Source organism: Pantoea sp. SGAir0430 (assembly GCF_043549295.1).
This window is the reverse complement of the sequence record NZ_CP039427.1, coordinates 511,165-526,315: the sequence shown is the minus strand read 5'-3', so window position 1 is coordinate 526,315 and position 15,151 is coordinate 511,165. Positions and strand designations below refer to the sequence as shown.

The 15,151-nt window shown below is 42.9% G+C and carries 13 protein-coding genes; all 13 read right to left on the bottom strand.

Annotated features, from left to right (window positions below; all coding sequences use genetic code 11):
- Window positions 1-77 precede the first annotated feature (77 nt).
- The gene (locus tag E7738_RS02500; RefSeq protein ID WP_168715151.1) at window positions 78-1,193 is read right to left on the bottom strand and encodes a glycosyltransferase family 4 protein; all 1,116 of its coding nucleotides are present in this window, start codon (window positions 1,191-1,193) and stop codon (window positions 78-80) included.
- A complete protein-coding gene (locus E7738_RS02495; RefSeq protein ID WP_088516589.1) occupies window positions 1,190-2,356 on the bottom strand; it encodes a glycosyltransferase family 4 protein in 1,167 nt (388 codons plus the stop codon). Before E7738_RS02495 ends, E7738_RS02500 begins: the two co-directional genes overlap by 4 nt.
- Window positions 2,332-3,234 (bottom strand): GDP-mannose 4,6-dehydratase, encoded by a 903-nt coding sequence (locus E7738_RS02490; protein ID WP_058757305.1) that lies wholly within the window; start codon window positions 3,232-3,234, stop codon window positions 2,332-2,334. Before E7738_RS02490 ends, E7738_RS02495 begins: the two co-directional genes overlap by 25 nt.
- A gap of 1 nt (window position 3,235) precedes the next feature.
- Complete coding sequence (gmd, locus tag E7738_RS02485; protein WP_058757304.1) at window positions 3,236-4,276, bottom strand: GDP-mannose 4,6-dehydratase; 1,041 nt, start codon at window positions 4,274-4,276, stop codon at window positions 3,236-3,238.
- A 38-nt stretch (window positions 4,277-4,314) separates the two neighbouring features.
- Window positions 4,315-5,700: a glycosyltransferase family 4 protein gene (locus E7738_RS02480; protein WP_104189692.1), complete on the bottom strand. Its 1,386-nt coding sequence runs from the start codon at window positions 5,698-5,700 to the stop codon at window positions 4,315-4,317.
- Window positions 5,693-6,910, bottom strand: a complete 1,218-nt coding sequence (locus E7738_RS02475; RefSeq protein WP_394516062.1) for a glycosyltransferase — start codon at window positions 6,908-6,910, stop codon at window positions 5,693-5,695. Before E7738_RS02475 ends, E7738_RS02480 begins: the two co-directional genes overlap by 8 nt.
- Before the next feature lie 5 nt (window positions 6,911-6,915).
- Window positions 6,916-7,833, bottom strand: a complete 918-nt coding sequence (locus E7738_RS02470) for an FkbM family methyltransferase (protein WP_088516593.1) — start codon at window positions 7,831-7,833, stop codon at window positions 6,916-6,918.
- A 1-nt stretch (window position 7,834) separates the two neighbouring features.
- On the bottom strand, window positions 7,835-9,052 hold the full coding sequence (locus E7738_RS02465) for an ABC transporter ATP-binding protein (RefSeq protein WP_058757301.1): 1,218 nt from the start codon (window positions 9,050-9,052) through the stop codon (window positions 7,835-7,837).
- A complete protein-coding gene (locus tag E7738_RS02460) occupies window positions 9,052-9,849 on the bottom strand; it encodes an ABC transporter permease (protein WP_058757300.1) in 798 nt (265 codons plus the stop codon). The genes E7738_RS02465 and E7738_RS02460 overlap by 1 nt, the downstream gene beginning before the upstream one ends.
- On the bottom strand, window positions 9,846-11,225 hold the full coding sequence (cpsG, locus tag E7738_RS02455; protein ID WP_394516061.1) for a phosphomannomutase CpsG: 1,380 nt from the start codon (window positions 11,223-11,225) through the stop codon (window positions 9,846-9,848). Before cpsG ends, E7738_RS02460 begins: the two co-directional genes overlap by 4 nt.
- Window positions 11,226-11,239: 14 nt before the next feature.
- Entirely contained in the window at window positions 11,240-12,655 is a 1,416-nt protein-coding gene (locus E7738_RS02450; protein WP_058757298.1) for a mannose-1-phosphate guanylyltransferase/mannose-6-phosphate isomerase, read from the bottom strand.
- A 519-nt stretch (window positions 12,656-13,174) separates the two neighbouring features.
- Entirely contained in the window at window positions 13,175-14,188 is a 1,014-nt protein-coding gene (gene galE, locus E7738_RS02445) for a UDP-glucose 4-epimerase GalE (RefSeq protein WP_394516060.1), read from the bottom strand.
- 45 nt (window positions 14,189-14,233) lie between these two features.
- A complete protein-coding gene (gene galF, locus E7738_RS02440) occupies window positions 14,234-15,130 on the bottom strand; it encodes a UTP--glucose-1-phosphate uridylyltransferase GalF (RefSeq protein ID WP_021509335.1) in 897 nt (298 codons plus the stop codon).
- Window positions 15,131-15,151: the final 21 nt, after the last annotated feature.

The following is a 15,151-nucleotide window of genomic DNA, read 5'->3' as shown; positions in this document are numbered from 1 at the left end:
GACCAATATGTTAACTCATGAGAGGTGATAAGAGGTAATTATTGATGCTTTTTGAGAAATGCAGCGAGTGATAAAATTTACTTATTTAACAGAGACATATATAAACCTGCATAACTTTCAATCATCTTGTCCGCTGTAAAAAGTTTTTCGAATCGTTGTTGAGCAGCCTGGCCAAAGGTATGAGCCTTCTCTGGGTTGAACCAGATCTCATCCATAGCTTCGCGTAAAGCCCTGGGGTCTGAAGGCGGGACAACCAGACCGGTAAGACCGTCAATATTGATGAAAGTAGTACCGGTTCCAATTTCGCTTGAAATCAGTGGTTTTGAGTACAAAGCCCCTTCAAGCAAAGAAATACCAAAAGCTTCTGAACGAAGATGTGAAGGAAAAACTAAGCAAGTGCAAAGCTGTAATAACGCAGATTTATCGTCATCCTGTAATGCACCAAGGAAATGAATATTGTCGATACCCAACGACTGGGCTTGCGCTTTCAGTTCAGATTCGATGGGTCCCGCACCAACAATGACAACAGGATAATCACTACCAGCGACAGCATCGATGAGTATGTGAAGCCCTTTATAGTAACGAAAAGTCCCAATGAAAAGAAAAAAGCCGTTAGGGAATCGCTGGGACCACTTTTCTAATACCTGGGGATCATTGTTTTGATAAAAACTTTCATTCAGACCATAGGGAATGACCTTAACTTTATCTTTAAATTTTTGCAGAATCGGGCTACTTTCGACATAATTTGGTGATGCAGCAACAATGCAATCTACACTGGAAAGGAACCTATTCATCAATGGTGTATAAAGTTTTAGCAAAGCCTTTTGTTTAACAATATCGGAATGATAGCTTACGATCGATGGCTTTTTTGTAAAATTTGAGAAATGCAGGACATCCATAAACGGATAGGGAAAATGATAATGAATAATGTCTGCCTGTGTTGCTAGCTTTTTAAACTCAGCAATAGCAGTAAATGAAATTGGCGTAGAAGCATACTCAAATAATGTTTTAACACGATGAATAGTATGATGATCCAACATTGAAATAGCATCATCAAAATCAGGACTATGCGTAAAAACCGTTGATTGGATATTTTCTTTCACACCGCCTTCAGCGAGCTGATAAATAACTTGCTCAATCCCACCAAAAGTATCCGGGTAATATGTTTTATAGCAGTGAAGGACTTTTATCATATTAATTTAGAAACCTGATCATACGCTTCTATCGTTTTATCGGCACAGAATGACCACGAATAATTTTGGGCTTGACTAAGACCAACCTGGATCATTTTCTGTTTCAACTCCTCATCATTAATCATCATTTTCAGATAATGCGTGAGCAATTCTATGTCTTCCGGTTCATGCATTAGCGCGGCATCTCCAACAACTTCAGGTAATGACGTTGCATTTGAACAAATAACGGGAGTGCCAGATGACATAGCCTCCAAAACTGGTAATCCAAACCCTTCATAAATCGAAGGAAAGAGGAAACTGTTAGCAGCACTAAAGAGCATGGGTAAATCGTTACCTGGCACAAAGCCTAAATATTTCAACCAGCCTTCCCGCTCGCCTTTATCAAAAAGACGAAAGAGCTCTTCATTTTCCCAGCCTTTATATCCGCTAATAACGAGCGGGAAATTGTTCTTCTCTTGTAATGACAAGCGATCATATGCACGTAGAAGCGTTAAAATATTTTTTCTCGGTTCGATTGTACCAGTATAAAGAAAGAAGCGACGCCATTTTAAATGATACTTATCCAATACTGCGTGAACATCCTCTTGAGTTCGCGAATGAAATTGGTGATTACACGCCAATGGTGCAACTGAAATTTTCTTCTCATCCAGCGAAAAAAATTCCATCAACTCATTTTTTGTATAATACGAATCCGTAATCAATACCGAAGCACGTTTTACAGTGTTACGCAACTCTTTCTGCATGAGATGTACTCTCCCAGCAGGATGGAACTGTGGCCAATGAAATACTGACAGATCGTGAAAAGTCGCAACGCAATTTTTAACACGCGGAGGGAGATAATAATTAGGACTATGGTAAATGTATTCTTTGAATTTTTTAAGTGCCCGGGACTTTAAATGAGGAAAAACAAGGCGATAAACTTCACTAACTATTTTGCTTTTTTGTAACTCTCGCTTAAGCGACTGAACTGATTGCGAAGATTCACTTGCAACCGCCAATGAATCTCTTATTCTTGTTCCATGCAAAAAAGTAAGTGAAAGTTTATCTTCCCGTTGCTGAAGTTGTTTCGCCAGTTCAAAAGCATAACGCCCGATACCCGTTAAAGGGTATTTTATGCAATCCGTCGAGAAAACAACCTCTAGCTTTTTGTTTCCAGCATCCATTTCAGAGTTTCCCTAAGTGGTACTTTTTGCATTTCATGGCCAATCAGACTATTCAGCAACGAAATATCACCGCACAACTCTTTGATTTCATTTGGTCTAACAAATCCAGGATTTACCTCAATGGTTATGGAGTGACCGGTAATATCTTCACAAAGGCTAATAACATCTCTAAGTGAATGCATCTCTCCAGTAGCAACATTGACCACTTCCCCAAAAGCTTTACACTTTAGTAATTCAGCATAGCATTTTACTAAATCTCGTACATCTGAGAAGTCACGCCATACATCTATATTACCAAGTTCAATAACGTCTTTGCGTTCGCGGAAATGTTTGACAATTTTAGGAATTAAAAAATTCTCAGCTTGCCCTACTCCCGTATAGTTAAAAGGACGGGTAATAATTAATGGCAACTTATCTTTAAACAGGTTAGCCATGTATTCCATAGCAAGTTTGCTAACGGCATAATCATTGGCAGGATTCGGAAGCGTTGATTCATCAAGCTTACCAGCAATATTATTTCCATAAACGTTTGCGCTACTTGCCACTAATACGGCTTCGGGCTTTTTCTTTGTTTCTGTTAACGCAGATAGCAAGTTGCGCGTGCCGGAAAGGTTGACATCATAGAATGCGTTCGGATTTGAGTGACCAACAAAAGCAATTGCTGCCAAATGAACGACCACATCGGGACTTATACAATCTACTGCGTTTTTAACTTGAATATTATCTGTGAGATCTACTTGAAAATAGTTATCGATATTATCCGAGGAAGCTGAACCCAGGCCATAAACATCATATCCAGCAGCGGAAAGTTCCGCTGCCATATAATGGCCGGTAAAGCCCTTGATCCCGGTGATCAATGCTTTTTTGCCATTAGTCATATTAGAAAGAGAATCCTTGTTCGTTACGGCGAAGGTCTTCTTTAACCATCATAGCACATAACTCTTCAAGAGTAGTTTTAGGTTCCCATCCAAGAATATCCTTAGCACGCTGGGGATTACCGATCAGTAATTCAACTTCGGCTGGACGGTAGAATTTCGGATTCACTTTTACAACAACTTTATTTGTTGCCACGTCAATTGCCACTTCCTGTTCGTCTTTACCTTCGAAACGTAATTCAATACCAGCAGCTTTAAATGCCATCGATACGAAGTCACGTACAGTTTCTGTTCGGTTGGTAGCAAGTACAAAGGTATCCGGTTCATCTGCCTGAAGCATCAACCACATTCCTTCTACATACTCTTTAGCAAAGCCCCAGTCGCGTTTCGCATCAAGGTTGCCCAGTTCAAGTACATCAAGCTTACCCAGTTTGATTTTTGCAACTGAATCAGTGATTTTGCGAGTAACAAATTCCTGACCACGCAGCGGGGATTCATGGTTAAACAAAATTCCGCTTGAAGCAAAAATGTTATAGCTTTCACGGTAGTTAATCGTCATCCAGTGCGCATACAACTTAGCCACGCCATATGGGCTTCTTGGATAGAATGGTGTGTCTTCTTTTTGAGGGATAGCCTGAACTTTCCCAAACATTTCGGACGTAGAAGCCTGATAGAACCGAATTGATGGATTAACAATTCGGATGGCTTCAAGCAAATTTACAGGGCCTACACCTGTTATTTCGGCAGTCGTCAATGGTTGTTCGAATGAGACACCAACAAAGCTCTGAGCCGCTAAGTTGTAAACTTCAGTTGCACCGCTAGTTTGAAGAAGGCGAATACTTGCTGATAGATCAGTCAAATCATATTCGATCAGATGCAAGCTTGGGTTGTTTTTAATTCCCAACTCTTCAATACGCCAGAAGTTCACGGAGCTAGTACGACGATATGTGCCATAAACTGTATAATTTTTCTGTAAGAGAAGCTCTGCAAGATAAGCACCATCTTGTCCAGTGATACCAGTTACGATTGCAACCTTGTTACTCATAAGAAATTCCACTTTTTTGGTTAAACATAAATACAGTTTTACTTTACTAATATAGATTCAGCGGTATCAGACCATTTGGTCGAACTATATTCTTTACTGATTCTTAACTCTTTCTGCCTTATAACATCCGGATTTTCAATAAGATACTTAATATTATTTGACCATGCGGGCACATCCCAGGGATCCACATAATCGAGCAAATCCCCAGCGATTTCTGGGATAGATGCTGCTGAAGAAGCCAGGCAGTATTTTCCAAACGCTAAACTCTCAGCAACAGGCAATCCCCAACCTTCATATAATGACGGATAAACTGTAAACCAACAATTTTTATAGAGCAGTGTTAATTCTGGATCGGAAACATTATTCAATTGAATAATATTACCTTTCACCCTTGGATCCAGATTCAGATCGGTAATAAAATCATTCATACCCCAACCCGGCATGCCAACAAATACAAGTAATGGCAGATCATGGACCTTGCTATCCACTAGTCTTGTATAGGCTTTGTATAATACCTCATGATTCTTTCTTCTTTCAATCGTAGAAACAAATAATAAATATTTTTTGCCCAATAAAAATTGTACTTCATTAGAGATTTCTGGTTGCGTATCAACTTCACTAATTTCACAACCTAACTTAACGATAGTTAACTTTGGGATAGGCGTTCCAAGTTGCTCTAACAATTCTTTCAAATCATCCCTGGAGCATTTAGAAATACAAAATATTTCATCGGCACACCAGGCAACATCGGAAAAATAATGTGAAAATTTTCCAGCAACGTCCCCCACACAAAGATGAGGTAATTTTACAGGAATCACATCGTAACAGAAAAGCTTAACTTTAAGATTAAGTTCTTTTTTTAATCTATATAAATACTGAAAATCTTTTTGATCCCAATCCAGTCCCATTGATATGTATTCATCACCTTGGCTAAAAGGTGAATTCACATTATCAGAAGCCCTATGTCCAAGCTGCTGAACGTTTACGGGAGTTGCATTAGGTTTTAACAACTGCTGTAAAGCTAACTTTGCATATCTTAAGGAAGCTAACAAACTACTAGCCGCAATACGCCGTGGCAGAAGATAGTTTAAAACTCTTCTCTGTAAGCTCGTTGGTAACTTACGAATTAAATTAAGAATGAAACTTTTGAATTTTGCTTTATAATTAATCGTTGACGGTCCCGGCTGAGCAATTAAAGTTTCTTTCTTTTTAATATGTCCATTTATCCGCTTGATTGTTTCTTCGACAACTCCTTTCTCTACCTCATAATAACCTTTTGATGGATTATATGCGCAGAATTTAACAGAGGCTGATGAATTCATCTTTAAGGCATACGTGGCGCATTCAACTTCTGTTCTGACAATACCAACAGCAGATCTATGCCATCCTAAAATTGTTGTGACATCAATCCAAGTATTATGCATTTAGACTAGCCTCATATTCTTTTTCCACCTCGAGAATCAAACTATCCAATGTTTTGTCCCATGTTAACTTTTCTAAGCTGGAAAGCTCTTTGGAATCTAAAATTGGTGAAATTCTTGTCAAAACTTGCCTGGTTGCTGAAAAGAATTCTTCAGGATTATTAATAATATTGATACGAGAGCTATCACAAAATTCTTCGAAACCTCTAAAAGCTGATAGAGTGCCTATTACTGGCTTGCCTGAGTAAAGAGCTTCAGCGGTTTTGAGATTTGAACCACCACCATGTTCAATAGGTAAAAAATATGCATGTGCTCTATTCTTAACTTCCGCTAAGTCATCATCATCTAACACATACAAAAACTCTAGACGGCTGATATTAATGCTAGCCCATTTCGATTTTAAAACTTCTTTATAAATATTTTCACAAACACTACCAGCAATAACAAGCTTACTATCAGGCGGAATACAAGCTAAACTCTCCCCAATAATTTTATTAAAACTGGTAAAGTTAGGTGGATGAGCACTGGCAACATAGAGCATCCATGGGGATTTAGGTAATTTACTTTCCCATTTACTGGTCAAAGTATCCGTTTTCCATGGTTCAATACCATTTGCTGCTAACGTAATGGATTCACGGCCCCAACCTTGCATAGACTTAACATCATTTTTTGTCACCGCAGCTACTACATCTGCTTCATGTACGGCTCTCATTTCCAGATGCTTGATGTCTTCAATTACATCGTCTCGGTCTGCAATATTATATTGTTCTAATATATCATTCTTTAATAAAAACTCTATATTTTGAGAACCAAAAACTACGATCGCGTTTTTATATTTTGGAATGCTCTTTATTTTTTCGACCAGATTCCAGAGCCAACATTGTTCAACGTGAATTACGTCAATTTCTGTCGGGAGGTTAGCTAAAATTTTACTGAACCCCCCTTCATCTGAAGTAGCATATGCGCCAGTTAAAAGATCATTAATTAGTGGAACGTGTCGTCCCTTGTAAGATCTAAATAAGGAATCAACAGGAAATGGGATATCATAGGGACCAAGTTCGTCACCCAAAAAACTTTCTTCCTCATATACTGCGATGGACCTAGTCTTCCAACCATTTCGCTCGAACTTCTTGACTAACTGGCTAAGTCTGATCTGACCGCCATGTCTTGGTTTGGCAAATGGATAAGTGCTCAAAAAAAGGATGTTTTTCATTATATTTATTTCCTTCTTAAAAATGCTGAAACACGTCTAAAAGGAGATGTTAGCTTCCATGAGTGGCTGCTGTAAACTTCACTCAATTTATTTTTCAAGATCATATTTTCATCCAAAAAAATACGCAACTCTTCATTCTTGTCTACTAAAAGCTCATTCAGAGAGCTAACCTCGTCATTCATTACTTGAAGATTATCTTGAAGCTCCGCGATAACTTCTTTATTCAAATGTTCAGCATAAGTAATAAATTCGTCAAAAACATTAGGTGGGTTTTTAAAATTAGGAAGTAATTCCTCATGCTCTTTGCTAATATAAAATCTATTCAAACCATCAAAGTATGAAAATATATAATCGTTAGCAAGCAATATCTCTTCCCAACTAGTATGACTTTCATTTTGTGAGTTTGGTGCTGTCGATTCAATAACAAGAATCCAGGGTCGATACTTTGACCAATCGTTACTCATTACGACTTGCTCTTCAACTCCTTCAACATCAATTTTTAGAAAATGTATATCAGTAATATTAGCTGGCAACGATTCTTCGATTGTTTGTTTAAGAGTTTTTACTGGCGTTTTTCTCCAAACGCCCTTAAATCCATTTAACTCATGTTGCTCGACAACACTTTTATCCAGTGTCGCCCACCCTCTAATATCAGATTCCCAAATATCTAATTCGCTTGTGCAATTTGATATAGCACAGTTCAGATTTATATCTCGTTCTCTATTTTCAACTAATGCATCGTAATGTTTTTTGAGTGGTTCTATATTTATCCCACTCCATCCATTTAGGTAAAAAAGATTGGTAACAGAATCGATTAGCGGGTCATTAGCACCAATATCAATATAGAATCCATTAGTTATATCTTTTAAAGAACGCCACAACATCACGTCTTCAAAGTTTTGAGCGAAACTTACTATCGGCATTTCAATTTATCTCTATATCTGGATCAATCCATGCGCATCCGGCAAAGTGTGGTTTATTAATGTTAATGATGTTAAAAACCATCGCCAAGTCTCGCCACTCGTAATTGTTAACTAAGTGAGTATCCGTACTGACTAATGCTGTTTGAATTGAGTAGCTACCAGGACCTAAGTTAGCGTTAAATCTAATGTTAAACACATACTCTGACCCTTTTCTAGCCTCAATTATGGCTTGTTTTTTTAAGTCAGTATTGGTTCCGTATATTACTTGTCCCAGTCTGTCTTTAATACCGTAACCCAACACAAGTCTCGGCAGATTTTCATTAACAACCACTGTTATTTTGAGTGTAACAGCTTCACCTACATCGATAAATTCAATGCTGTCTCCTTTCTGATTTAATATCCGAATATCTTTGACGGTTGCTTCTCCACTGCCCGATACAGTTTGGATACTACCATCAGCAAGCTCAACTTGTTCTATTTTCTGATTCTGTTTATCAGCCAACAGAGCATTGTAGTAATCCATTACAGACTCAGGATCCCCTTCCATCTCCAGCTTGCCCCTGTTTAACAAGATGGCTTTATCACAAATACTCTGGATGGATTGTTTATCATGCGAAACTATAAGGAGAGTCGTGCCTGCACGACTGAATTCTCTGATTCTATTGAAGCTTTTATGCTGAAAATAAGCATCACCAACAGAGAGTGCTTCATCAACAATAAGAATATCTGGTCTAACAGCTGTAGCGACTGAAAAAGCTAGTCTCATTTGCATCCCGCTCGAATACACTCGAACAGGCTGATCTATATATGCTCCGATCTCTGCAAACTCCTCTATCCCCGGCATCAGCTGATAAATTTCTTCAAGACTAAATCCTAAAAGCTGTCCAGACATAATTACATTTTGTCTACCTGTAAAATCTGGATGGAATCCCATCCCTAATTCCAGCATAGCTGCAACCCTACCTTCTAAACTAATTTTTCCAGTAGTTGGTTGCGTGGTACCAGTAATCATTTTTAGAAGTGTGCTTTTACCTGCGCCGTTAATCCCTATAATACCCAGCGCTTCTCCAGGATGGACCTCGAAGGAAATATTTTCTAATACCCATTTTAGCTTATGGCGTTTTCTTTTACCTGGTAGAAACCATTCCGCTAAACGACTCCACCTTGTGGGATACTGCTTATATGCTTTTCCAACATTATTAACTGTTATCTTACCCATTACAATTCATCCACCATTTCACCGGAATGCTTGCGAAACAACTTCAAGCCAATTACGCATAGAATAATCCCGATAAATAACGTAGGTATTAACTGGTGCAGTTGAGGCGATTCGCTTTTGACTAGAATATTCTGCGCTGCAGTAATTACTCCATACATGGGATTGTATGATAGGTATTGCTGAGCCTTAGCCGGCAATATGTCTGCAGGATATATGATCGGAGTTAGCCAGAACCAAAACTGGAGAGCTATTCCGAAAAATTGCCCAACATCTCGAAAAAAAACATTCAATACACCTAATGTGATACCCAAGCCAATTGCAAAGACCATTAATACTAAAAGCACTGGAATTAAGTAAAAATAACTTAACCCCGGAAAGTTGCCAGAAACCAATAAAAATAGTGTAAATAAGCTAAAAACTATTGAGAAGTTTAATAAAGCATTACATATAATTGTCACTGGCAAACATAAGCGCGGAAAGCTAATTTTTTTAAGTAGATTAGCATATTCAAGGAATACATTCTGACCTCTACCAACGACTTCAGCGAAAAGCCCCCAAGTCAAAATACCGGAGCAAAGGTAAATGCTATAGCCAAAGCTATTAGTAACTCCAGGCATCCTCGAATGCATCACTTGAGAAAATATAACTGTGTAAACCACTATCATGGATAGTGGGTTAAGTATATTCCACAGCGCACCTAATAGTGAGTTTTGATATTTCGCTTGAAATTCTCGCTTAACATTACCTAAAACGAACCCACGATAACCCCATAAGGATTTAAAAAGAGATAGATTCATTCCTGCGCCTTAATTAAATAAGAGATAGCCTCAAGCTTTTCTTTCACTAAACCATTATTTGATCTTGATTCAACGTTCAATCTTAGTAATGGCTCAGTATTTGATGTTCTAACATTGAATCTCCAATCAGGAAATTCAAAGCTCAAGCCATCAATAGTATCTGATTTAAAAGCATCCAGTCCAAATTCACTTTTTAAATTTTCAAGGATTTTTTTTGCATCATTAACTTTATAGTTAATCTCGCCACTGCACGGAAATGCTTTCATACGTTCCGCAACCAGTTCAGACAGCGTCATTCCTTTCACCGCCAGCAACTCTGCTACCAGCAGCCACGGAATCATTCCGCTATCGCAATAAGCAAAATCACGGAAGTAATGATGTGCGCTCATTTCGCCGCCGTACACAGCATCTTCTTCACGCATGCGCTCTTTAATAAACGCATGACCTGTTTTAGACATAACAGGTATGCCACCCGCTTTAGTGACGACGTCGATGGTGTTCCAGGTCAAACGGGGATCGTGAATGATCTTCGCGCCAGGCTCTTTTTTGAGGAACGCTTCGGCCAGCAGGCCAACAATGTAATAACCTTCGATGAACTCTGCATTCTCGTCAAACAGGAAGCAGCGATCAAAGTCGCCATCAAATGCGATGCCCATGTCGGCTTTGTTCGCTTTCACCGCATCGGAGGTATCTTTCCGGCACTCTGGCAGTAAGGGATTAGGAATACCATTCGGGAAGTTGCCATTCGCTTCATGGTGAACTTTAACGAAGGTGACCGGTGCATTCGCCTGCCGGAAGCGCTTTTCGATCTCATCGATAACATGACCGGCAGCGCCATTACCCGAGTTGATGACCAGCGTCATGGCTTTGGTGAAATTTGCCAGATCAATGTAGCCCATCAGGTGATCGACATAGGCATCCAATACCGAAATCTGTTTATAGCTGCCACGCTTCGCTGCATCGACCGGCGCAAAATCGTTAGCTTCAGCCAGACGCTGAACATCACGTAAGCCTGTATCGCCACTGATAGGACGGGAACCTTCACGCACCAGCTTCATGCCGTTATAGTTCATCGGATTATGGCTTGCCGTCACTTCGATGCCACCATCAATGCCTAAATGGAAGGTGGCGAAATAAATCTCTTCCGTGCCGCTTAAGCCGATATCAAGTACATTGGTACCCGCATCCATTAAACCATTGGCCAGGGCCATTTTCAGGCTTTCGCTGGTCAGCCGAACATCGCCGCCCACAACAATCGTTTCCGGCTTTAAAAATTCGCCATAAGCGCGACCAATACGATATGCAATTTCTTCATTTAATTCCGCGCCAAGCTCACCGCGAATGTCATAAGCTTTAAAACAGGTCAATGCTGCCATGATTTCGTCTGTCCTTACTTACTTGCAAATTGTTCTTTAATCAGAATTAAATCGTCATCGCCCAGATAGGAGCCTGACTGAATTTCCAGCAGCTCTAACGGAATCTTGCCTGGATTTTCTAACGTGTGCTGATGGCCAATAGGAATAAAGGTCGATTGGTTTTCCGTCAGCAATAAGGTTTTATCCTGAATAGTCACTTTGGCAGTGCCGGATAAGATCACCCAGTGTTCAGTTCGGTGATAATGCATCTGTAATTCGAAACGTTCACCCGGTTTAACGGTGATACGATTTACATTAAAACGGCCGGTATTGACCACCAGATCGCAGCGTCCCCATGGCCAGTAAGTTTCACGATGACGACGATATTCCGTACGGCATTCGCTCTTCAGGAACTCCACCACGCGTTTGACGTCCTGAACCTGATCTTTGCGCGCCACCAGCACGGCATCTTTGGTGTTAACAATCACCAGATTTTCCACGCCGATAGCTGCCACTAACTGATCTTCGCTGTTGATGTAGCAATTTTTAGTGTTATGCAGGAAGGTATCGCCTTTCAGCGAGTTACCGGCTGCATCTTTTTCATTCACTTCCCACAGCGCGGACCAGGATCCGACATCGCTCCAGCCTGCATCCAGCGGCACCACGACGGCAGCGTCCGTTTGCTCCATCACGGCATAATCAACGGACTCATCCGGGCAGGCAATGAAATCGTCTTTATCAATGCTGATGAAGTCGTTACCTTCTGCCACATTCGCCATGGCACGGCGGCAGGCATCCAGAATATCAGGACGGAATTTTTCCAGTTCCTGCAGATAACGTTTGGCGCGGAACATAAACATCCCGCTGTTCCAGTAATATTCACCGGAAGCCAGATAATCCTGAGCCGTTTTCAGGTTAGGCTTTTCCACAAAACGCTGCACGCTAAACGGCGCATGTTCATCACCCGCCAGCTGCTCACCGCGATGAATATAGCCGTAACCGGTTTCAGGTCCGGTGGGCACGATGCCGAAGGTGACCAGATGCCCCTGCTTGGCATATTTCGTTGCGGTGGTGATGGCCTGGTGGAATGCCGCGCGGTTCTCAATGACATGGTCGGCGGCTAACACTAACAGTACCGGATCATCGCCTTGCTCAATCGCGTTAATCGCTGCCAGAGCAATCGCCGGCGCCGTGTTGCGACCAACCGGTTCAAGGATGATGTTATGGGAAAGTTTGTTGATCTGACGAAGCTGTTCAGCGACGAGGAAACGGTGCTCTTCGTTGCAGATGACCAGCGGAGCTCGCGCTTCGACACCGGTCAGGCGGTTGACAGTCTCCTGCAGCATCGAGTGCTGTCCGTGCAAGCTGATGAACTGTTTTGGATACAATTCACGTGAAAGGGGCCACAAACGACTGCCGGTTCCTCCGGCCATGATTACGGGAAGTAACATTCCACAACCTCTAATGTGTCTTTTAGACTGCTCTATCATTTCCAGCGGGACAATTTTTCAGCAAAACAAAAAATAGCCACGCTACCGCCCTTGGCTTGCAGCAACCAATATGCTGTGTAACAAGTCAATCCTGTGCTTTCCGTCTCGGCTAATTATGGTCAATATTGCAGCATCAACCGCTTTGTCTGAGACCATCGCAAATAATACATTTTGTGCTGCCGAATTAACATGGTTATTGTCTGATGCCGACGCGGCGAATCTTAATTTCTTTTCATCGTTGCGGTTAACTGCAAGCTACTGAGTCGGAAAGAATATAGCTGGCGATTCGCAGAATGAAAGGCTGCAGCGGGGTTTCACTAAATCAATATGATGAGTTGTGACGTTGATGCATTAGTCTGGCGCTGATTAGGATTTTTCTGCATCCCGCAAATGAATGCCTGACCAAAAAAACATCAAAGTAAATTATTTGCCCATAAAAAAACCCGGCATATGCCGGGTTTTTACTCATTACCTGCTTAATCACTCAAACCCATTCGGGTTCTTCGACTGCCAGTTCCAGGTATCGCGCATCATCGCATCGATACCGCGCGTGACGCGCCAGTCGAGCTCTTTGTTCGCCAGGCTGGCATCCGCCCAGAACGCCGGCAGATCACCGTCGCGGCGCGGTTTGAACTCGAACGGAATCTGTTTACCGGATGCCTGCTCAAACGCCTTGATCATCTCCAGCACCGAGAAGCCTTTGCCGCCGCCGAGGTTGTAAGCTTTGTAGCCTTCAACTTTTGGCAGGTGATCCAGCGCTTTCAGGTGCCCTTCCGCCAGGTCGAAAACGTGAATGTAGTCGCGCTGGCAGGTGCCATCTGGCGTCGCATAGTCATCGCCAAATACGCCCAGCTTCTCCAGACGCCCAATCGCCACCTGCGCAATGTACGGCAGCAGGTTGTTCGGAATACCGGTTGGGTCTTCGCCAATCTCTCCGGATTCATGCGCGCCGACCGGGTTGAAGTAGCGCAGCGCGATGGCTTTGAAGTTCGGCTCGGCTTTGGCGAAGTCGCGCATCACGAACTCAATCATCAGCTTGGAGGTGCCGTACGGACTGGTGGTGCCACCAATCGGCGTCGTTTCAACGTACGGAACGGGTGCGTCAGCGCCATATACGGTGGCGGATGAGCTGAAGATAAAGTTCCACACGCCAGCGGCGCGCATCTCTTCCAGCAGCACCACGGTCCCGGCGACATTGTTTTCGTAATATTCCAGCGGCATGCGCGTGGATTCGCCTACCGCTTTCAGCGCGGCGAAGTGGATGACGGCCGAGATGTCATTGCTGGCAAACAGATCGCGCAGGCAGGCGCGGTCGCGGATGTCGCCTTCAACGAAGACCGCTTTCTTACCGGCCAGCTTCTCAACGCGATTGATTGCTTCGCGCGAGGCATTGCAAAGGTTATCCAGGACTACAACGTCGTCGCCGCGCTCTAACAGCGCCAGCACCGTATGGGAGCCGATGTACCCTGCTCCGCCCGTTACCAAAATAGCCATGTGTACTCCTTTAAAACCGCGCAACCTGCGCGGCGGGGAAAGAGATTATTTTGCCAGAATTTTTTGGATTGCTTCGCGGAAATCGCGGCCCTGCGTGTTGTTGCGCAGACCGTAAGAGACGAATGCCTGCATGTAGCCGAGTTTACGGCCGCAGTCGAAGCTGGTGCCGGTTAGCAGCTGGGCATCAACCGGTTTTTTCTGGCTCAGAGAGGCGATGGCATCGGTCAGCTGGATACGGCCCCAGGCACCTGGCTCCGTGCGCTCCAGTTCACCCCAGATATCCGCAGAAAGCACGTAACGGCCCACGGCGGTCAGGTCTGAGTTCAGCTCGGACGGATGCTCAGGTTTTTCCACGAAGTTGGTGATGGTGCTGATATCGCCCGGATTATCCAGCGGCTGCTCGGTGGTCAGCACGCCATATTCGGACAGGTCTTCGCCCGGCATGTGTTTCGCCAGAACCTGGCTGCGGCCGGTCTCTTCGAAGCGTGCCACCATCGCGGCAAGGTTGTAACGCAGGTGGTCAGCGGTGGAGTCATCCAGCAGCACGTCTGGCAGTACCACCACAAATGGGTTGTCGCCAATCATCGGACGGGCACACAGTACCGAGTGGCCAAGACCCAGCGGGTTCGCCTGACGCACGTTCATGATAGTCACGCCCGGCGGACAGATTGACTGCACTTCGCTCAGCAATTGGCGTTTCACGCGCGCTTCAAGCAGCGCTTCCAGCTCGTAGGTGGTATCGAAGTGGTTTTCCACTGCATTTTTGGAAGCATGGGTGACCAGCACAATCTCCTTGATGCCCGCCGCCACGCACTCGTCGACAATGTACTGAATCATTGGTTTATCGACGATAGGCAGCATCTCTTTCGGAATGGCTTTAGTCGCAGGGAGCATATGCATACCGAGACCCGCAACCGGGATTACTGCTTTAAGCTTGGTCATATTTATTCCATTTCATGAAGT